Here is a 17,904-nt window from a genome sequence, read left to right as displayed (position 1 = left end):
AAATGAAAAAATACGAAAATACAGGAAGTAAAGACACTCGCTCTGGTTTTGGAGCGGGAATGACTGAACTAGGTCAAAAAAATGAAAATGTTGTAGCATTATGTGCTGACTTAATTGGATCATTAAAATTTGATGAATTCAAGAAAAATCACCCAGAGCGCTTTTTCCAAATCGGAATCGCAGAAGCTAACATGATCGGAATCGCTGCAGGTTTAACTATTGGAGGAAAAATTCCTTTCACAGGAACTTTCGCTAACTTCTCTACTGGAAGAGTTTACGATCAAATTCGTCAATCTGTTGCTTATTCAGATAAAAACGTAAAAATCTGTGCTTCTCATGCTGGTTTAACTTTAGGAGAAGATGGTGCAACTCACCAAATCCTAGAAGATATCGGATTAATGAAAATGTTGCCAGGAATGACTGTAATCAACACTTGCGATTACAACCAGACTAAAGCGGCTACAATTGCATTAGCAGATCACCACGGTCCAGCTTATTTACGTTTCGGTCGTCCGGTAGTAGCAAACTTCACTCCTGCTGACGAACCATTCGTAATTGGAAAAGCGATTATGTTAAACGAAGGAACAGATGTAACAATTATCGCTACAGGTCACTTGGTTTGGGAAGCGCTTATCGCTGCTGAAGCTTTAGAAGCTAAAGGAATCTCTGCCGAAGTAATCAACATCCACACTATCAAACCTCTTGACGAAGAAGCAATCTTAAAATCTGTTGCAAAAACGAAATGTGTTGTAACTGCCGAAGAGCACAACTATCTTGGAGGTCTTGGAGAAAGTGTTTCAGGCGTATTAGCTTTAAACAATCCAGCTCCACAAGAATTTGTTGCTGTAAAAGATAGTTTTGGTGAATCTGGAACACCAGAGCAATTAATGGAAAAATACAAATTGAACAATCAAGCGATTGTTGAAGCTGTAGAAAGAGTTATTAAAAGAAAATAATTTTTTTCTATATATAAAAAAACCTCGAAATTGAATTTCGAGGTTTTTTTTATAGTCTTTTATTTTATTTAGTACCCAGTTCCTGAATGGTTATTTTTATCCAGATGCAATCTTAATCGAGTTGGATCCGTGTAATCTTCAACAGTAGCTGTTTTAGGATTCGTTGCCGATTCTGGCTTACTTGGATCTACAAGCGGACCTGTAAACCTTCTAGGAATCCCCCATATTTCGCTCTCATCTACATTTTTGGTATCTGGATTATCCGGCATTGGATTGTATGGATAATACAAACTAATTCCTGAAAATGGAGCACCTGTTGGTTTTGTAATTTCAAATCTAGTAGTATAACCGTCACCATCATCATCGAAATCAACAAAATCAGCAATTCCATCACCATCTGTATCATCAATTAATTCTTTTGGCAGATTAGGAAATCTTGATGTATCTCTTTGATCATAAACATAACCGTCGCCATTAATATCCTCTAAATAAGTTGGAACACCATCTCCAACCACAACACGTCCGTTAGCTGTAATATTGTATTCACTATCAACTCTTCTTAAACTATACAACTTAAAACTAAACACTAACGGAGAATAAGCTGGAATAGCACTTTGAGTATTAGCATAATATCCTAAACCTGAAGGCAAAAACATCATTCCAGCACCATAATCACTATAAGTATATGTACCATCAGCGCCAACAGCACTGCGAACTCCAGTTTTAAATTTAGGCATAATTTCTCCCCAACCTTCAAGTGAACTAACAGCTGCATAGACATCCAAATTCAAATCACGCCCTAAACCATAGGAGTTATCAAACTCAGTCCCATTTAAAAGACTTCCTACATAAGATACATTAACACTATCAAAGTTACAAGGAGCTTCTCCAGCACCTTTTCTAAATGTTAAATAATAAACTCTATAAGTCACATCACGATTATATACATCTCTATACTCCAAAGGATAAGTCTTTTGGTCCCAAATAGAAACCTGTGTCGCTGGATCTGTAATCTTACTTACTTTAACATCAAAGGTTTGAGTATCAACCTCAATAAAATTATTTTTTAAATATTTTACAATCGAATCATTATCAGCCTTATACTGCTCTGCATAATCCCTTGGAGGAGTAATCTCTATATTATCATCATCTTTTTTATTACAAGATACGATGGCAATACCAGCCAGTAATAAAACAAAATAATATTTAAATTTATTCATTATTATGATTTTTTTAGGTGCGCAAGATACAATATTGATTTATTTTTGTAAAGAATTTAACTTGGAATTTAGAAAATTATATGAGAGTAGATAAATACTTATGGTGCGTTCGTTATTACAAGACCAGAAACATGGTTACTGAAGCTTGCAAAAAGAACCACATTACTGTAAACGGACAGGTTGCAAAACCGTCCAAAGAAGTTTTTCCTACAGACCGAATTACTTTTAGAAAAGATCAAATTACACAGATAATAACCGTGTTGGATATTCCAGAAAATCGTGTTGGTGCAAAATTGGTCGATATTTATCGTAAAAACGAAACTCCACCAGAAGCCTACGCACATTTAGAACTTCTAAAGCTATCAAAAGAACATTATCGAAAAAGCGGAACAGGAAGACCAACCAAAAAAGATCGTAGAGACATTGATGATTACGGAGATGAAGTCTTCAATGAGAACGATGAAGACGAAATTTAAAAATTCCTTTTTTTTTTAAATTCCAATTTTCCCAAACCCTAAATACAAACTTAACATTGAACGAACTAACAGCCAAATTTGGAATTTGGATTTTTAGTATTGGATTTTAAAATTTGTACTTTAGCAAAAAAATTTAATTATGAGCAGTAACATCATCTTAACGAATCAGGAAGTCGAACACAAAATAAAACGTATCGCTTATCAAATCTACGAAACTTTTGTTGACGAAGAAGAAGTCGTTATTGCGGGCATTGCTTCTAATGGATTTGTTTTTGCAGAAAAAATAGCTACTGCTTTAAGCAGTATCTCTACTTTAAAAGTTTCGATTTGCGAGGTCAAAGTAAACAAACAAAACCCTCAGGATACTATACAAACTTCATTAAGCCCTGAAGAATATTCAAACAAAGGATTAGTTCTTGTGGATGACGTTTTAAATTCTGGAACTACATTAATATATGCTGTTCGTCATTTCTTAGACGTACCGCTTAAAAAATTCAAAACTGCAGTACTGGTTGACAGAAATCATAAAAAATACCCTGTAAAGGCAGACTTTAAGGGCATTTCTCTTTCGACTTCATTATTAGAGCATGTTCAGGTTGTTTTCGACTCAGAAAACGGGAACTACGCTTCTTTAAGCTAAAACTTGCAATATATCCTGAACCGTTTCTTCGACAGATTTATCATCAACTACAACCTTATGTTTGGCCTGATTATAGTAAAAACTTCTGTCGAATAAATGTTTCGCGATAAACTCTCTCATTTCTTCTTCGTCCATATTCGCAATTAAAGGACGTTTACTTTTATTATATACTAATCTATTATATAAAGTATCGATTGATGCCTTCAAATAGATCGAATCAACATTTTCTCCTTTTAGCAATTCATGATTATTAGCATAACATGGAGTCCCTCCACCTAATCCGATAATATTATTTTCGTCAGATTGCAATAACTCTACAAATATTTCGTGTTCCAATTTTCGAAAATAGATCTCTCCGTGCTTCTCAAAAATCTCATTTATGGACATTTTTGCTCTTTCTTCGATAATTTTATCCAAATCTAAGAACGGAATATTTGTAATTTTTGACAAATTTTGGGCGATTGTCGACTTTCCGCAACCCATGTAACCTAACAATACTATTTTCTTCATACTAATAAAACCTTATAAACTAAGCAATTGGAAATTTTTCCAAAAAAAAGACAAATTTATAATAAAATTGCTTGCAAACTTCAAAATAAACTCCTTATATTTGCACCCGCATTCAAGAAATTAAATGACTCGATAGCTCAGTCGGTAGAGCACATCACTTTTAATGATGGGGTCCTGGGTTCGAGCCCCAGTCGGGTCACAAATTTTGTGATAAACAAATTAAATTTCTTGAAAGCAATGACTCGATAGCTCAGTCGGTAGAGCACATCACTTTTAATGATGGGGTCCTGGGTTCGAGCCCCAGTCGGGTCACAAAGGTCGGGTAATTCATTTTACTCGACCTTTTTCATTTTAGGCCACGTGGAGAAACGGTAGACTCGCCATCTTGAGGGGGTGGTGCTCGTAAGGGCGTGTGGGTTCAAATCCCACCGTGGTCACAAATTAAAAAGCGCAAACCAATAAGTACAGAGGCTTGCGCATTTTTTATTATTACACCTTTCTTCTTTTGCTCGACAATTTCATTTGCGACACACAAAACAGACATAATATCTCACAAAAAGATAATTTGCAGGATATTTTTTTATCTTTGAAAATCAGATTTTTTCAACCTGTACGGCTTTATCTTTGAGCCTTTGAAAAACAAACACTCAATATGTAACAAAAAATACATCAAGGAAGAAACGTGAAACGTTTTACAGAAATGCTTAACATAAAACAAGAAGCATTGGCTTATGATTTAGGAGAAGACTGGAGTCAAAAGAAAATTTCTTTATTGGAGCAGAAAGATGTAATTGAGGATAACCTTTTGAAACAAATTTCAGCGGTATTAAAAATTCCTGTAGAAGCTTTTCAAAACTTTAACGAGGAACAGGCAATAAACATTATCTCCAATACATTTCATGACACTCAAGGTTTGGTAAATTACAATCCAACTTTCAACAACAATCCAATTGACAAATTGATTCAACTGCACGAAGAAAAAATAGTTTTATATGAGCGTATGTTAAGAGAAAAAGAAGAGATGATGCAAAGACTCGAAAAACTAATCAAATAAATAATTCAGAAAAATCAGCAGTTTTGATTCTTCGCCTTTATTATCACAAAAAAAAACAAAATATATTCCACTGCAAAGTAAGCACTTACACTAACAATTGAAATTAATTTAAAATTCCTTTCCAAAAAGGCTTTGCAAACTAAATAAAGTACTTATCTTTGCACCCTCATTAAAGAAATGAAGACTCGATAGCTCAGTCGGTAGAGCACATCACTTTTAATGATGGGGTCCTGGGTTCGAGCCCCAGTCGGGTCACAAAAAGCAACTTTTTAAAGTTGCTTTTTTTATACCTTGTAATTTTTACAGTTATAATCAAAAAACTTAAGATTCTAACTAGAACCACGAAGAAACAATTACAAAAAAACTATCTTTATTTTAGTGTAACAACAATTAATTGATTAATAATGAAAACACAAAAAGAAAATTACCTTCTAATTAGTTTTATTGTTGGATTTCTGGTGTGGCTTTCAGCCACTATATTATTTAGAATCGCAGGTCACTATTTTTTCATAGTTGACAATCCTTTAATAATGTCTGCATTGTACCTCATCCTTATTCCAGCATTAGGCTTCATCTCAACCTCGGTTTTCAACAAATTTAACTTAGACAATCTTGAAAGCGTAAAAGCGGCAGTCGCTATGGTTTTACCAGGAATGTTACTGGATACATTATGTATACAGTTTTTTGAAAAATTATTTCTTAATTTACCTGAAAGCCATAGTAAAACTTTTGCATCATGGTTAATGTTTGCATACTCTGTTGTTTTAATTTTCGGGGTTTTTAGAAAAAAAACAAGAAAAACTAAAATAGATTAAAACAAACCTCCTCTTACTATCCTAAATCTCTATAATTGACTTTTCTTTAAATTCTTCATTTAAAAAAACCAAGATTAAAACAACTTTATTGCAAGTATATCAATAATACATTTTTCTTTTTCTCCTTTCACATCAAATGTTTAAATTTTCTAATCATAATTTAAAAAATAAATTCTCTTACAAAATAAAAACTTCCCTAAATTCGTTTAGAAAATAATGAATCACTAATCCCAAATTAGTCCTATGAAAAACCTACTATTATTGTCATCCGTTATGATGATGACGTGCTCTGTATGGGCACAATCTGCCACTGGCTATTTTGACAAAGCCATGAAAAAAGCTGAAGCTGGAAACACCAAAGGCGCCATCGCAGATTACACCAAAGCCATCAGTATGAATTCTAAATTTGTCGAAGCTTACCAAAATCGCGGTGTAGCCAAATACAAATTAAATGATTTGAAAGGTGCCGAAGCCGATTTTAGCAAAACCATTGAATTGGATAACATGAATGCCGATGCTTTTACCGGCAGAGCCAATGTGTATTACAAACTAAAAAATTACAAAGGCGCTATAGACGACTGCACTTCGTCTTTAGGTTTAAACCCGAAAGATTATATCGCTTACAATTTAAGAGGTTTGGCATATAATGAAAATGGTGATAAAAGAAATGCCTGCAAAGATTTTACTAAAGCAATTGAATTAGGAAGTCAGAGCGCCATAAAAAACAAAGCGAATTACTGCAAATAATCAACTTTAAAAACAGCCTTCATAATTTATGTGAAGGCTATTTTCATTTTATTGTCAAAGTAATAAATTTCTTAAGAAAAAAATACCTGATTTTAGGTAAAAAATATATTTTAAATACCTAAACCTCTAATTCTCTATCTTTTTAATGTGGTTTTAAGGTTGTATATTAGATTTTGTTTTACATTTGTCGACCTAATCGCGAAAAATGATAAACAATATAAAAACTGTTTTCAGCATAAAAGATCTTGAGAACTTATCTGGAATTAAAGCGCATACCATACGCATCTGGGAAAAGAGATACAATATCCTTGAACCAATGCGAACCGATACTAATATTAGATTTTACAATCTTCACAATCTGCAGAAACTTTTAAACATTACGTTGTTACACGAATATGGTTATAAGATTTCTAAAATAGCAACGTATCCGGAAGAAAAGATACCACAATTGGTACGCGAAATCATTTCTAAGAAAAATTCTCAGAACTATGCTATAACTTCTTTCAAAATGGCGATGATGAATTTTGATCAGGAATTATTCTTCAATACATTCGATTGGCTTATTTCAGAAAAGACTTTTAAGGAAGTTTTTAAAGAACATTTTTTACCGCTTTTAAAAGAGCTTGGATTGTTGTGGCAATCCGAAACAATTACGCCTGCAAATGAACATTTTATGAGTCATTTGATCAAGCAGAAAATATTGATTTATACCGAAAGCCTTCAGATTAGAAAACCAACCAAAACCGACAGAATTTTTGTTTTATCGCTTCCGCTGAATGAAATTCACCAAATCGGTTTATTATACTTACAGTACGAAATTCTGGATAAAGGTTACAAAACCATTTATTTAGGCGAAAGTATGCCGATTGAAAATCTTCAGGATTTAACGAGACATTTTGAGAATATTACCTTTATTTCTTTCATGACCGTTCAGCCGGATCGTAGCGTAATCAATCAGTATGTAAAATCGATGGGACAGAAATTGTTGCAGAAAAACAACGAAATCTGGCTTATGGGTAAAATGGTCGATCATATTGACCAAAATGGTTTACCCGAAAGAATCCGCATTTTTGACTCAATGGAAGAAACTATTAACATGATCTAGTTTTATTTTGTTTAAAGTTTTTCTATATTTGTTAAACAAATGAGAAAAACAATCAAAATAATAGGATCTGGCTTTTCCTCCCTAGCCGCCGCTTGTTATCTTGCCCATCAAGGAAACAGTGTCACTATTTATGAAAAAAATCCAACGATTGGAGGCCGTGCACGTCAATTCAAAAAAGACGGTTTTACTTTCGACATGGGACCAAGCTGGTATTGGATGCCCGATGTTTTTGAACGTTTCTTTCAAGACTTTGACAAAAAAACTTCCGACTATTACGAACTGGTAAAACTCAATCCAGCTTATCGTGTTTATTTTGGCATAAATGATTTTATCAGCATTTATGATAATCTTGCTGCAATTAAAAACACATTTGAGGAAATTGAAAAAGGAAGTGGTCAAAAACTGGAAACCTTTATCAATCAAGCTAAAAGCAATTATGATATTGCCATAAAAGATTTGGTTTATCGTCCCGGAGTTTCTCCGTTGGAGTTGGTTACAAAAGAAACCGCTCTAAAACTCAATCAGTTTTTAGGAAATGTCAGTGCTGATATTCGCAAGAAATTCAAAAACAAAAAGCTGATTCAGATTCTGGAATTTCCGGTTTTATTCCTCGGAGCAAAACCAACCAAAACGCCCTCATTCTACAATTTCATGAATTACGCCGATTTCGGTCTCGGAACCTGGCATCCAAAAACGGGAATGTTTGATGTTATTCGCGGCATCGAAAAATTGGCTTTAGAACTAGGCGTAACCATTAAAACCAATTCGCCAATCGAAAAAATAATCGTTGAAGACAAAACCGCAACCGGAATTGTTATTAATGGAGAAATCCTAAAAGCCGATATTATTTTAAGCGGCGCCGATTATCAGCATACCGAAACTTTACTCGAAAAAGAACATCGCGCTTATTCTGATGAATATTGGGAAAGCAGAATCTTTGCGCCATCTTCACTCTTGTTTTTTATCGGTTTCAATAAAAAAATCGAAAACATTTCGCATCACGCTTTGTTTTTTGATACCGATTTTAATCAGCACGCCATTGATATTTATGACCAACCAAAATGGCCTGCCGAACCCTTATTTTATGCCAATTTCCCATCCAAAACAGATTTGACTTGTGCACCTGAAGGAATGGAAACCGGTTTTTTCTTAATTCCGCTTGCGCCTGGAATTGAAGATAATGAAGCCCTAAGAGAAGAATATTTCGAAAAGATAATCACTCGTTTTGAACAACTTACGCAACAAGAAATTAGAAATAACATTATCTTTAAGAAATCGTTCTGTAAAAATGACTTTGTAACCGATTATAACGCTTACAAGGGAAATGCTTACGGAATGGCCAATACTTTATTGCAAACGGCTTTTCTGAGACCAAAACTAAAAAGCAAAAAAGTTCGTAACTTATATTTTACAGGACAATTAACTGTTCCCGGCCCGGGTGTTCCGCCTTCGTTAATTTCTGGAAAACTAGTCGCTGAATTAATTCAAAAATCTTTAAGATCTTAAAAAAATGAAATCACTATTCGATGCCGTTTCTTTCAAATGCAGTAAGCTGGTTACCAAAAACTACAGCTCTTCTTTCTCGATTGCCGTAAAAATGCTGTCGCCAAGCATACGCGACGCCATTTACAGCATTTACGGATTTGTTCGTTTTGCCGACGAAATCGTAGATTCATTTCATGATTACGAAAAAGAATATCTTATCGATGATTTCGAAAAAGAATATTACAAAGCAATGGAATTGGGAATTAGCCTAAATCCTATTTTAAACTCCTTTCAACATACTGTAAAAGAATACAATATCACAGACGATTTGGTTCAGGCATTTTTAAAAAGCATGAAACTGGATCTGATTAAATCAACTTACAGCACCCAAACCGAATATGCTGATTACATTTACGGTTCTGCCGATGTAGTAGGTTTAATGTGTCTGAAAGTTTTTGTTTCTGGAAAAGAACACAAATACGAGCAGTTAAAAGACGAGGCCATGCGTTTAGGATCGGCATTTCAGAAAGTCAATTTTTTGAGAGATTTAAAAGACGACAGCACGATTTTAAACCGCGCTTATTTTCCGGGAATCAACCTCAACAATTTTAACGAAGATTCGAAAGAACAAATTATCAAGGAAATTGAAGAAGATTTCAGAATAGCTTATCAGGGAATTGTAAAATTGCCAATCGAAGCCAAATTTGGAGTTTATACTGCTTATGTGTATTACAAAAAACTGCTCAAAAAGCTAAAAAATACGCCATCACATGAAATTGGAAATTCGAGAATTCGGGTTTCTAATTATACAAAAGCGGGACTTTTAGCGCAATCTTTTGTGACTTATAAGCTTAAATTAGTATAGATTATACGTACAGTTTGTCATTTCGACCGAAGGGAGACCCGAGCGATAGCGAACAGGCGAAGCAAATCACACAAGAAACTCCGTATAGAATGTCGCCAATCTTTGCCGAATCCCGCGTGTGATTTCTCCCTTAGGTCGAAATGACAAAAAATGAGAGAATCAATAATAAAACTAATAAATAAAAATCTTTTAGAGTCAATCTTTTATCATCTAAAGCAAAACTCAAAAGAAATAAAATCATAATTTTAATTTACAACATTTATAAAATGATTTCTTTTTTAATCTTTATAGGCGTTTTTCTGTTTATGGAATGTGTTACCTGGCTTACGCACAAATACGTAATGCACGGTTTTATGTGGTATTTTCACGAAGATCACCATCAGCCGAAATACGAGGATACGTTTGAACGCAATGACATTTTCTTTGTCATTTTTGCCATTCCGAGTATTCTCTTGTTTTATTTTGGTGTTCAGGGCGGATTCAATTATTTGTTTTTCATTGCCTGCGGTGTTACGCTTTACGGAGCCTGTTATTTTTTAATTCATGACGTTTTGATTCATCAACGTTTCAAATGGTTTAAAAATACCAAAAACAAATATCTCATCGGACTTAGAAAAGCGCATAAAATACATCACAAACACCTTGGAAAAGAAAAAGGAGAATGTTTCGGAATGTTGTTTGTACCATTTAAGTATTATAAAATGTAACTGATAAGTAACATTTACAACTACAGTTTTATGAAATTATACAAAATAGCAACCGTTCAATATGTAAATGCCAGCGTTGAAGACTGCTGGGATTTTTTCTCCAGTCCAAAAAACCTGCAGACAATCACGCTTGATAATATGAATTTCACCATTCAGGATTTTGACGACAAGCGAATGTATCACGGACAAATCATAACCTACACTTTAAGACCACTTTTAGGAATCAAGATTTCCTGGGTCACCGAAATTACGGCCTGCAAAGAAAACCAGTATTTCATAGATGTTCAGCGTTTTGGCCCTTACAAATTGTGGCATCACAAGCACTTTTTCGAAAGAACTCCAGATGGCGGAACCAAAATGACCGATATCGTCCATTATGCTCTTCCTCTTGGAATTTTGGGCCGTTTAATGAATAAATTAATTGTTAGAAATAAACTGAAAACCATTTTTGATTTCAGATACAACAAAATCGAAGAATTGTTCAATTCCAAATCACAACCCAAGATTATTCAAATTAACGCAGAGCAAAAGAGTATATAAATTTTATTTTAAGCACATAGAAACATAGTTTTCATTGCGCAGAAAAAGGCGCTTCACTTGCATAAAAGCACATAGCTATATCTTGAAACTATGTGTTAGAAACTAGTTTCTTTCTAAATTCTTTTTAGGTAAAAAAAATCTATGTTTCTATGTGTTTAAAATTATTCACAATACAAAATATTCGTTAAGCGAAAATTATAAAATGACAAAACAAAAAGTTTCCTTTTTCTGGTTTAGACGTGATTTACGTCTAGAAGATAATACCGGATTATTCCACGCTTTACAATCCAAGTTTCCAGTAATTCCATTATTTATTTTTGATGAAGATATTCTGGATAATTTACCAAGAAATGATGCGAGAGTAAGCTTTATCTACGATTCACTTCAAAAAATAAATACCGAATTAAACACTTTCGGATCATCTATTTTAATCAAAAAAGGAAAAACTACAGCAGTTTGGAAATCACTTTTAGAAGAATTCGATATTCAGAATGTATTCTTCAATAAAGATTACGAACCTTTTGCCATCAAACGTGACATTGCCATTTCTTCTCTTTTAAAAGAAAACAATATCGAATCTTTCTCTTTTAAAGATCACGTTATTTTCGAAGAAAAAGAAATCACAAAAGCCGACGGACTTCCATATACCGTTTATACTCCATACAAAAACAAATGGCTCGAAAAGTATCATTTTTCAGGTTCAGCTCCAGAATATGATTCTAGTTCTTTGGCATCCAATTTCGCAAAAAATCAATTTAAGTTTCCTGATTTAGCTGGAATTGGTTTCGAAAGAAGTGCAATAAAAGTCCTTCCTCACAACTTAACTCAAATTGCCAATTATAAAGAAACTCGCGATTTTCCTGCTTTAGACAGCACTTCATATCTTTCCCCACATTTACGTTTCGGAACAGTGAGCATTCGCAAACTCGTAAACTGGGCCAATAGAAAAAATCAGACCTTTTTGAGTGAATTAATTTGGAGGGAATTCTTTATTCAGATTCTATTTAGTTTCCCAAATTGCGTCAATCACAACTTCAAATCGGCTTACGATGGGATTCAATGGCGAAATAACGAAGAGGATTTCAAACGCTGGTGTTCTGGAAACACAGGTTATCCAATGGTCGACGCGGGAATGCGCCAGCTTAATGAAACGGGTTATATGCACAATCGTGTTCGTATGGTTGTGGCTAGTTTTTTATGCAAACACTTATTAATTAACTGGCAATGGGGCGAAGCTTATTTCGCCGAAAAACTTTTGGACTTTGAACTAGCTTCAAACGTAGGAAACTGGCAATGGGCTGCCGGAACAGGTTGCGATGCAGCACCTTATTTCAGAGTTTTTAATCCCGAAATCCAGCAAAAGAAATTTGACGAAAAAGGCGAATACATCCGTAAATGGATTCCTGAATTTGATTTTGGTTATGCTGAACCAATGGTTGATCACGCTTTTGCGAGAGATCGCGCAATTGCTACTTATAAAGCGGGAATTTTGAAATAAGTTATTTTGTTTGCTTCGCCTGCTCGAGCAAAGCTCTCGAGTCAGGTTTCAGGTTTTACTGTACGCTTAATTTTTTGTTTCTCGCAGATTTGGCAGATTGAGCAGATTTATACTCATTTTTTGTCATCCTAAGAAACGAAGGATCACACTCGTAAATCGACAAAGATTGGCGACATTCTGTGTGGAGTTTCTTCTGTGATCCTTCGTTCAGGATGACAAACAAGACGAAAAAAAACTTTGTCAAAGTTTTAAACTTTGACAAAGTTCTATACATAAAATTGAACCAACTTGAAACTTTAAACCTTACTCGAGAGCTTTGCTCGAACAGGCGAAACAAACAAAACAGCCAAAACCTAATATTTCAAATAATTCTCCACCACAATTTTCGCTTTCAAATCGAACATTAAATTATAAAGTCCGAAGAAAGTGCGGTTCATGTAGATGAAGTGTTTTGAGCCACGGTTTCCGTTCATTTTTTTTAGGTTTGTATCTTCAGAAAAACGTTTTCCTAATTCGGCGATAGCGTTAAAGAAAGTTTCATCGGCAAAATCGAAAGTTTCGTTTTGGAAAGGTTTCGTGAAAAGTGATAATAAATCATGAAACATTTCGGTAAAATACTCAACTTCTGCAGGCGTATCGTCTGGACGAAGGATTTCTAATTCGAATAGCTTTTTATTAAATAATGCTTCATCCGTAATCACATTTTTATTGATTAACTCAAAATACGGTGTATAGAAATCCTCAGGAATCTGTTTCATACAACCAAAATCCAACGCGATTAATTGATTTTTATCATCAACCAAAAAATTTCCCGGATGCGGATCGGCGTGTACTTTTCGCAAAACATGAATTTGGTACATATAAAAATCCCAAAGCGCCTGCCCTATTTTATCTCCCACTTCCTGATCGGTATTTTTAGCCGTAAATTCAGAAAGATGAATTCCTGTCATCCAATCCATCGTGATGATTTTCTCTGATGAAAACTCCGGATAATAATTCGGAAAAGTGATATTTTCAATTTTATGGCAAGCATCAACTACTTCCTGACTTTGTTTCAATTCTAACAAATAGTTAGTTTCCTCAATCAGTTTATCTTCAACTTCTTTAAAATATTTATCTGAATCTTTTCCCTGCAGATTGAACATTCGGATTGCAATTGGTTTTACCAAAGCCAAATCTGAAGAAATACTATTGGCAACACCTGGATACTGAATTTTAACGGCCAACTTTTTATCATTCTTCTTCGCCAAATGAACCTGACCAATACTCGCAGCGTTTACCGAATTTGGATTGAACTCATCAAAGATTTCATAAGGTGTTTTACCGAAATTATTTTTGAACGTTTTCAAAACCAAAGGTGCAGAAAGAGGCGGAACAGAAAATTGCGACAATGAAAATTTCTCCACATAAGCCTGAGGCAGGAAATTCTTGTCCATGCTTAACATTTGAGCTACTTTTAGTGCACTTCCCTTTAAGCTTTTTAGTCCGTCGTAAATATCTTCGGCGTTATTTTCGTTTAGTTTATCTCGGGTCAAATCTGGATTTACAACTTTTTCGGCATAATGCTTAATGTAGTTTACTCCAATTTTTGCTCCGGTCTGAACCAGTTTTCCGGCTCTTTCTATTTTTGAGGTTGGAATATAATCGATCGTTTTCATTATCTGCTGTGTATTTTTTCTTTAAATAGAAATTTTCCAAAATCTATTAAATGATTCATTGGCGCTACATTCATTAATTCAAATGAAGCATTAACCGACTTTTCGATAAAAATATCCGTCTTCTCAAATCCAGCCGATTCGTCTCCCATCCAGAATTTAATCGTCAGCATCAATTGCAACCAAGCCGATTCCTGAATAGCTTTTTCCTGAAACTTCTGGAATTTTTCCTGTTCCAGTCTGTAATCATCGGTCAGAATTTCTGAAACGTAATTTTTAAAGCTTTCGCGAAGTGTAGTCAGCTGTACTAAATTTTTAAGCGGATTTCGGTCTATTTTAAGTGTCTGCAACACATAACTTCTGTTTGCCGTTAAAACTTCAAAGAAAGTAAAATAGAAACTCAGCATTTTATTTTTCATATCATACTGCTGATATTCTTCATTTTTGTGAAGCAATCCAACTGTGTTTTCAAAAAACAGTCGGAATATTTCTTTTTCTAAACCTTCCAATGTTCCAAAAAAGGAATAAAACTCAGCTTCTGTAAAATCATTTTCTTTCGCAAAATGATAAACCGATTTTGGTTTTTGACCTTTTTCTAAAACTTCATCCATGTATATTGAAACGATATCATCTTTGGTAATTACCTTTTTTTTAGTCGCCATTTTATTAAAATTTAGAATTTGCCATAAAGGTAAACATTGTTTAAGTACCTTTACTAATCCTTAAACAAGTTAGACTGTTAAATATATTATAAACTATTATGGCTCAAAATGTTCTATTAACGGGCGGAAGCGGATTCATTGGAAAACATTTAACCGATGTTCTTCTTGAAGCTGGATTTACTGTGTCTGTTTTGAGTCGGTCTGCCAAAGAAAGTTCTCCTGCCATAACCTATTATAAATGGGATTTAAACAAAAACTACATTGATGAAAATGCGGTTCTAAATGCTGATTACATTATTCATCTTGCCGGCGAAGGAATTGTAGAAAAAAGATGGACAAATAAAAGAAAAAAAGCCATTCTGGAAAGCCGTGTAAAACCTATTGATTTAATTCTTTCGGTATTAGAAAAAAACAATAAAAAACTGGAAGCTTTTGTCTCGGCTTCGGCAGTTGGAATTTATGGCGCAGTTACCAGTCATAAAATCTGCACCGAGAATACACCTCCCGCAGATGATTTTTTAGGTACAACCTGCCAAAAATGGGAAAGCGCCGTTGATAAAATTGGCGCTTTAGAAATTAGAACTGTTAAAATAAGAACCGGAATTGTTTTTGGTAAAAACGAAGGTTTTCTAAAAAAACTAACTCCGAGTTTTAAATCGGGATTTGGCGCCATTTTAGGCACGGGAAAACAATATCTTCCTTGGATTCATATTGACGATTTGTGCGGTATTTATTTAAAAGCTGTTGAAGATCCAGAATTAGAAGGCCCATACAACGCGTGCATCACTGACAACACCACAAATTCCAGATTTTCTAAGACATTTGCTAAATTGTTTGACTACAGTATTTGGTTACCCAAAATTCCTCCTTTTATACTAAAAATAGTTTTAGGTGAAATGAGTAAAGCTGTTTTAACCGGACAAAGAGTTTCTTCTGAAAAAATTCAGAAAACAGGTTTCGAATTTCAGTTTACTGATTTAGAAAAAACATTAATTAACTGCTTAAAATAATCTCTTATTTCAAAGTAGCGTACATTCCTTCTTCATCATGAATAATTCCCGTCAGTTCTGTATTGGCTGTTTGGGAAATTTTCGACGCTATTTTGCTTGGGATTTTGATATTGAAATCGGAAACCGTTATTGGAAAATCTGAAATTACCTGAATTCCTTCGGGAACTCTTTTGATTAAAGCATTTACGACAATTTCTTTCGACTTGCCTTTCATATTTAATTTTCCTTTGATCTCGTATTTCTTCTCGATTTCATTAATATCTTTTAAATCGAATTTTTCGATTTTACCTTTAAAAACCGCTTTTGGGTAACGGTTGCTTTCTAAATAATTTTCGTTGAAATGCTCCTGCATTAAATCTAATTTAAACCGAAAATCTTTAATCATAACAGTACAAACAAAAGTACTGGTTTTAGGCTCCAAAAGAATTATAACCTGTCTGTTTACTGCTTTTATCTCTTCGAATAAAGGAACGGAAGCTTCAAAATTTACAGTTCCCGTGTTGGTAAAAAATCTGTCCTGAGCGAGTACAGAAAAAGCAGTTAAAAGTAAAAATAATAAGGTAGTTGTTTTCATAATCGTCTGCATTTAAACAATTATGTCATTCAATTTGTCTTGGTTAACAGAAGGTAAAAAAAATTAGATTCCGACTAATCTGGAAAAATCGAACGGCAATACTCCGTGAATAAATTTCGTAACCCTAATGATTACACTTAAAGTTACGAAATTTATGCTTGGAAAGTTCTCCGGCTAATGCTAAATATTTGTGAATGTTTTTAACCTAAAAACACCTTTAGTCGATGTAAAATGTATTTAAACTACATTTTCAACTTCTGTACAAATTTCAATCAAAAAACCGTTCAAATCTCTTACGTAAGCAACGACTTGTCCCCATGGTTTTTCTACTGGTTCTGATACAATTACAGCTCCAAAAGAAGTGGCTTTTTGTAAAACTTCAGGAACATTCTCTACAATAAATCCAATTTCTATAGCAAACGGTTTGTCTTCTAAACTACTTTCTATAAAACCGTCTGTAAAATTTTGTGATGCCAGACTTTTTGATGCAAATGCAAGTGTGGTTGTTCCTGTAATTAATTCACCATAATCATGTTCCGGGCTTATGAATTTTCTGTGAAACCCAAATGCATTCTCGTAAAATGTTACTGATTCTTCTACATCTTCAACGTACAATATTGTATATCCAAACTTTATCATGATTTCTTTATTTAATGTGTTTGAATTAAATATAAGAAATTTAACTGATTTCTAAAAGAACATTATACTTTTCTAAACTTGCTAAATCTTCAATCGAATTGATATTAGTCAGTTTTTCGTGTTCTTCTACTTCTTTGCGAACTTCAATATGTTTGATTGCTTTTCTAAAACGGCGTACTTCTTCCAGATTGGACAAAATTAATCCGGGAACCTGAACACTTTTTCCTTCTTTGTCTTTGGCAACCATTGTAAAATAAGACGAATTACAATGTTTGATTACGCCTGTCTGAATGTTTTCTGCTTCGACACGAATTCCCACAACCATGGAACTTCTTCCTACATAATTTACAGAAGCTTTCATAGTAACTAATTCTCCCACTTCAATCGGTTTTAGAAAGTTTACCGTATCAACCGAAGCCGTTACACAGTAATTACCACTGAATTTTGATGCCGAAGCAAACGCAATCTGATCCAGTAATTGCAAAATATATCCTCCGTGAATTTTACCGCTAAAATTGGTATGCGAAGGAAGCATTAATTCTGATATACTAACTTTTGATGAAGAAACGGGTTTAAAATCTGTAGTCATGCTTTTTTGTTTTTTGGAATGGTTAGTTTTTTTTTAAAACACATAGAAACATAGCTTATTGGAATCTAAAAAAAGGCGTTTCACTTGCATAAATTCACATAGCAAACTATGTGTTAGAAACTAGTTTCTTTCTTTATTCTCTTAAAGACAAAGTAAA

20 protein-coding genes and 4 tRNA genes are annotated in these 17,904 nt (G+C 34.0%); 17 read left to right on the top strand and 7 right to left on the bottom strand.

The window, feature by feature from the left end; all coding sequences use genetic code 11:
• The first annotated feature begins 2 nt into the window (after nucleotides 1-2).
• Nucleotides 3-956: a transketolase family protein gene (locus BM289_RS21530; protein WP_091497466.1), complete on the top strand. Its 954-nt coding sequence runs from the start codon at nucleotides 3-5 to the stop codon at nucleotides 954-956.
• A 68-nt stretch (nucleotides 957-1,024) separates the two neighbouring features.
• Here the strand turns inward: BM289_RS21530 and BM289_RS21525 are convergent, their stop codons facing one another.
• Nucleotides 1,025-2,176: a BamM family beta-barrel-assembly machinery protein gene (locus BM289_RS21525; RefSeq protein ID WP_091497463.1), complete on the bottom strand. Its 1,152-nt coding sequence runs from the start codon at nucleotides 2,174-2,176 to the stop codon at nucleotides 1,025-1,027.
• Between the two features lie 80 nt (nucleotides 2,177-2,256).
• Between BM289_RS21525 and BM289_RS21520 the strand changes: the two genes are divergently transcribed.
• Complete coding sequence (locus BM289_RS21520; protein ID WP_091497460.1) at nucleotides 2,257-2,652, top strand: RNA-binding S4 domain-containing protein; 396 nt, start codon at nucleotides 2,257-2,259, stop codon at nucleotides 2,650-2,652.
• Between the two features lie 139 nt (nucleotides 2,653-2,791).
• A complete protein-coding gene (locus BM289_RS21515) occupies nucleotides 2,792-3,292 on the top strand; it encodes a phosphoribosyltransferase domain-containing protein (protein WP_091497458.1) in 501 nt (166 codons plus the stop codon).
• Here the strand turns inward: BM289_RS21515 and BM289_RS21510 are convergent.
• Nucleotides 3,284-3,802 (bottom strand): shikimate kinase, encoded by a 519-nt coding sequence (locus BM289_RS21510; protein ID WP_091497455.1) that lies wholly within the window; start codon nucleotides 3,800-3,802, stop codon nucleotides 3,284-3,286. The two genes, BM289_RS21515 and BM289_RS21510, sit on opposite strands and share 9 nt — an antisense overlap.
• A 126-nt stretch (nucleotides 3,803-3,928) precedes the next feature.
• Between BM289_RS21510 and BM289_RS21505 the strand changes: the two genes are divergently transcribed.
• From BM289_RS21505 to BM289_RS21445, 13 genes are all read left to right on the top strand, one after another.
• Nucleotides 3,929-4,001 (top strand) — tRNA-Lys (locus tag BM289_RS21505).
• A 40-nt stretch (nucleotides 4,002-4,041) separates the two neighbouring features.
• A tRNA-Lys gene (locus BM289_RS21500) sits at nucleotides 4,042-4,114 on the top strand.
• Nucleotides 4,115-4,156: 42 nt separating this feature from the next.
• Nucleotides 4,157-4,239, top strand: a tRNA-Leu gene (locus BM289_RS21495).
• A 263-nt stretch (nucleotides 4,240-4,502) separates the two neighbouring features.
• Nucleotides 4,503-4,856, top strand: coding sequence for an XRE family transcriptional regulator (locus tag BM289_RS21490; RefSeq protein WP_244165436.1), 354 nt, complete (start codon nucleotides 4,503-4,505; stop codon nucleotides 4,854-4,856).
• Nucleotides 4,857-5,038: 182 nt separating this feature from the next.
• Nucleotides 5,039-5,111: transfer RNA gene (locus BM289_RS21485), tRNA-Lys, on the top strand.
• A gap of 149 nt (nucleotides 5,112-5,260) precedes the next feature.
• On the top strand, nucleotides 5,261-5,671 hold the full coding sequence (locus tag BM289_RS21480; protein WP_091497451.1) for a DUF5367 domain-containing protein: 411 nt from the start codon (nucleotides 5,261-5,263) through the stop codon (nucleotides 5,669-5,671).
• A gap of 243 nt (nucleotides 5,672-5,914) precedes the next feature.
• Nucleotides 5,915-6,418 carry a tetratricopeptide repeat protein gene (locus tag BM289_RS21475; protein ID WP_244165435.1) on the top strand — a complete coding sequence of 168 codons (504 nt, stop codon included), beginning with the start codon at nucleotides 5,915-5,917 and terminating at the stop codon, nucleotides 6,416-6,418.
• A 205-nt stretch (nucleotides 6,419-6,623) separates the two neighbouring features.
• Entirely contained in the window at nucleotides 6,624-7,523 is a 900-nt protein-coding gene (locus tag BM289_RS21470; protein ID WP_091497446.1) for a MerR family transcriptional regulator, read from the top strand.
• A gap of 39 nt (nucleotides 7,524-7,562) precedes the next feature.
• A complete protein-coding gene (locus BM289_RS21465; protein ID WP_091497443.1) occupies nucleotides 7,563-9,029 on the top strand; it encodes a phytoene desaturase family protein in 1,467 nt (488 codons plus the stop codon).
• A 4-nt stretch (nucleotides 9,030-9,033) separates the two neighbouring features.
• Entirely contained in the window at nucleotides 9,034-9,873 is an 840-nt protein-coding gene (locus BM289_RS21460) for a phytoene/squalene synthase family protein (RefSeq protein WP_091497441.1), read from the top strand.
• 266 nt (nucleotides 9,874-10,139) lie between these two features.
• On the top strand, nucleotides 10,140-10,580 hold the full coding sequence (locus tag BM289_RS21455) for a sterol desaturase family protein (RefSeq protein ID WP_091497438.1): 441 nt from the start codon (nucleotides 10,140-10,142) through the stop codon (nucleotides 10,578-10,580).
• A gap of 30 nt (nucleotides 10,581-10,610) precedes the next feature.
• Nucleotides 10,611-11,120: an SRPBCC family protein gene (locus BM289_RS21450; RefSeq protein WP_091497436.1), complete on the top strand. Its 510-nt coding sequence runs from the start codon at nucleotides 10,611-10,613 to the stop codon at nucleotides 11,118-11,120.
• Nucleotides 11,121-11,322: 202 nt separating this feature from the next.
• Nucleotides 11,323-12,618, top strand: coding sequence for a cryptochrome/photolyase family protein (locus BM289_RS21445; protein ID WP_091497541.1), 1,296 nt, complete (start codon nucleotides 11,323-11,325; stop codon nucleotides 12,616-12,618).
• Nucleotides 12,619-12,971: 353 nt separating this feature from the next.
• Here the strand turns inward: BM289_RS21445 and BM289_RS21440 are convergent, their stop codons facing one another.
• Nucleotides 12,972-14,276 (bottom strand): ABC1 kinase family protein, encoded by a 1,305-nt coding sequence (locus BM289_RS21440; protein ID WP_091497434.1) that lies wholly within the window; start codon nucleotides 14,274-14,276, stop codon nucleotides 12,972-12,974.
• Complete coding sequence (locus tag BM289_RS21435; protein WP_091497431.1) at nucleotides 14,276-14,935, bottom strand: TetR family transcriptional regulator C-terminal domain-containing protein; 660 nt, start codon at nucleotides 14,933-14,935, stop codon at nucleotides 14,276-14,278. The genes BM289_RS21440 and BM289_RS21435 overlap by 1 nt, the downstream gene beginning before the upstream one ends.
• 98 nt (nucleotides 14,936-15,033) lie before the next feature.
• Between BM289_RS21435 and BM289_RS21430 the strand changes: the two genes are divergently transcribed.
• Nucleotides 15,034-15,945 (top strand): TIGR01777 family oxidoreductase, encoded by a 912-nt coding sequence (locus BM289_RS21430; RefSeq protein ID WP_091497428.1) that lies wholly within the window; start codon nucleotides 15,034-15,036, stop codon nucleotides 15,943-15,945.
• 4 nt (nucleotides 15,946-15,949) lie between these two features.
• Here the strand turns inward: BM289_RS21430 and BM289_RS21425 are convergent, their stop codons facing one another.
• The 3 genes from BM289_RS21425 to BM289_RS21415 form a co-directional block, all read right to left on the bottom strand.
• Nucleotides 15,950-16,519 (bottom strand): YceI family protein, encoded by a 570-nt coding sequence (locus BM289_RS21425; RefSeq protein ID WP_167365476.1) that lies wholly within the window; start codon nucleotides 16,517-16,519, stop codon nucleotides 15,950-15,952.
• A gap of 237 nt (nucleotides 16,520-16,756) precedes the next feature.
• On the bottom strand, nucleotides 16,757-17,158 hold the full coding sequence (locus BM289_RS21420) for a VOC family protein (RefSeq protein WP_091497423.1): 402 nt from the start codon (nucleotides 17,156-17,158) through the stop codon (nucleotides 16,757-16,759).
• A 40-nt stretch (nucleotides 17,159-17,198) separates the two neighbouring features.
• Complete coding sequence (locus tag BM289_RS21415) at nucleotides 17,199-17,747, bottom strand: acyl-CoA thioesterase (protein WP_091497420.1); 549 nt, start codon at nucleotides 17,745-17,747, stop codon at nucleotides 17,199-17,201.
• Nucleotides 17,748-17,904 lie beyond the last annotated feature (157 nt).

This window comes from Flavobacterium phragmitis (assembly GCF_900112575.1).
GTDB classification, from domain to species: Bacteria; Bacteroidota; Bacteroidia; order Flavobacteriales; family Flavobacteriaceae; genus Flavobacterium; species Flavobacterium phragmitis.
This window is presented reverse-complemented; position numbering and strand designations above follow the sequence as displayed.

What these genes read in the sequence shown, in the direction of transcription:
- BM289_RS21530 (WP_091497466.1), top strand. Translation starts at nt 3, where the DNA reads ATGAAAAAATACGAAAATACAGGAAGTAAAGACACTCGCTCTGGTTTT.
- BM289_RS21525 (WP_091497463.1), bottom strand. Translation starts at nt 2,176, where the DNA reads ATGAATAAATTTAAATATTATTTTGTTTTATTACTGGCTGGTATTGCC.
- BM289_RS21520 (WP_091497460.1), top strand. Translation starts at nt 2,257, where the DNA reads ATGAGAGTAGATAAATACTTATGGTGCGTTCGTTATTACAAGACCAGA.
- BM289_RS21515 (WP_091497458.1), top strand. Translation starts at nt 2,792, where the DNA reads ATGAGCAGTAACATCATCTTAACGAATCAGGAAGTCGAACACAAAATA.
- BM289_RS21510 (WP_091497455.1), bottom strand. Translation starts at nt 3,802, where the DNA reads ATGAAGAAAATAGTATTGTTAGGTTACATGGGTTGCGGAAAGTCGACA.
- BM289_RS21490 (WP_244165436.1), top strand. Translation starts at nt 4,503, where the DNA reads ATGCTTAACATAAAACAAGAAGCATTGGCTTATGATTTAGGAGAAGAC.
- BM289_RS21480 (WP_091497451.1), top strand. Translation starts at nt 5,261, where the DNA reads ATGAAAACACAAAAAGAAAATTACCTTCTAATTAGTTTTATTGTTGGA.
- BM289_RS21475 (WP_244165435.1), top strand. Translation starts at nt 5,915, where the DNA reads ATGAAAAACCTACTATTATTGTCATCCGTTATGATGATGACGTGCTCT.
- BM289_RS21470 (WP_091497446.1), top strand. Translation starts at nt 6,624, where the DNA reads ATGATAAACAATATAAAAACTGTTTTCAGCATAAAAGATCTTGAGAAC.
- BM289_RS21465 (WP_091497443.1), top strand. Translation starts at nt 7,563, where the DNA reads ATGAGAAAAACAATCAAAATAATAGGATCTGGCTTTTCCTCCCTAGCC.
- BM289_RS21460 (WP_091497441.1), top strand. Translation starts at nt 9,034, where the DNA reads ATGAAATCACTATTCGATGCCGTTTCTTTCAAATGCAGTAAGCTGGTT.
- BM289_RS21455 (WP_091497438.1), top strand. Translation starts at nt 10,140, where the DNA reads ATGATTTCTTTTTTAATCTTTATAGGCGTTTTTCTGTTTATGGAATGT.
- BM289_RS21450 (WP_091497436.1), top strand. Translation starts at nt 10,611, where the DNA reads ATGAAATTATACAAAATAGCAACCGTTCAATATGTAAATGCCAGCGTT.
- BM289_RS21445 (WP_091497541.1), top strand. Translation starts at nt 11,323, where the DNA reads ATGACAAAACAAAAAGTTTCCTTTTTCTGGTTTAGACGTGATTTACGT.
- BM289_RS21440 (WP_091497434.1), bottom strand. Translation starts at nt 14,276, where the DNA reads ATGAAAACGATCGATTATATTCCAACCTCAAAAATAGAAAGAGCCGGA.
- BM289_RS21435 (WP_091497431.1), bottom strand. Translation starts at nt 14,935, where the DNA reads ATGGCGACTAAAAAAAAGGTAATTACCAAAGATGATATCGTTTCAATA.
- BM289_RS21430 (WP_091497428.1), top strand. Translation starts at nt 15,034, where the DNA reads ATGGCTCAAAATGTTCTATTAACGGGCGGAAGCGGATTCATTGGAAAA.
- BM289_RS21425 (WP_167365476.1), bottom strand. Translation starts at nt 16,519, where the DNA reads ATGAAAACAACTACCTTATTATTTTTACTTTTAACTGCTTTTTCTGTA.
- BM289_RS21420 (WP_091497423.1), bottom strand. Translation starts at nt 17,158, where the DNA reads ATGATAAAGTTTGGATATACAATATTGTACGTTGAAGATGTAGAAGAA.
- BM289_RS21415 (WP_091497420.1), bottom strand. Translation starts at nt 17,747, where the DNA reads ATGACTACAGATTTTAAACCCGTTTCTTCATCAAAAGTTAGTATATCA.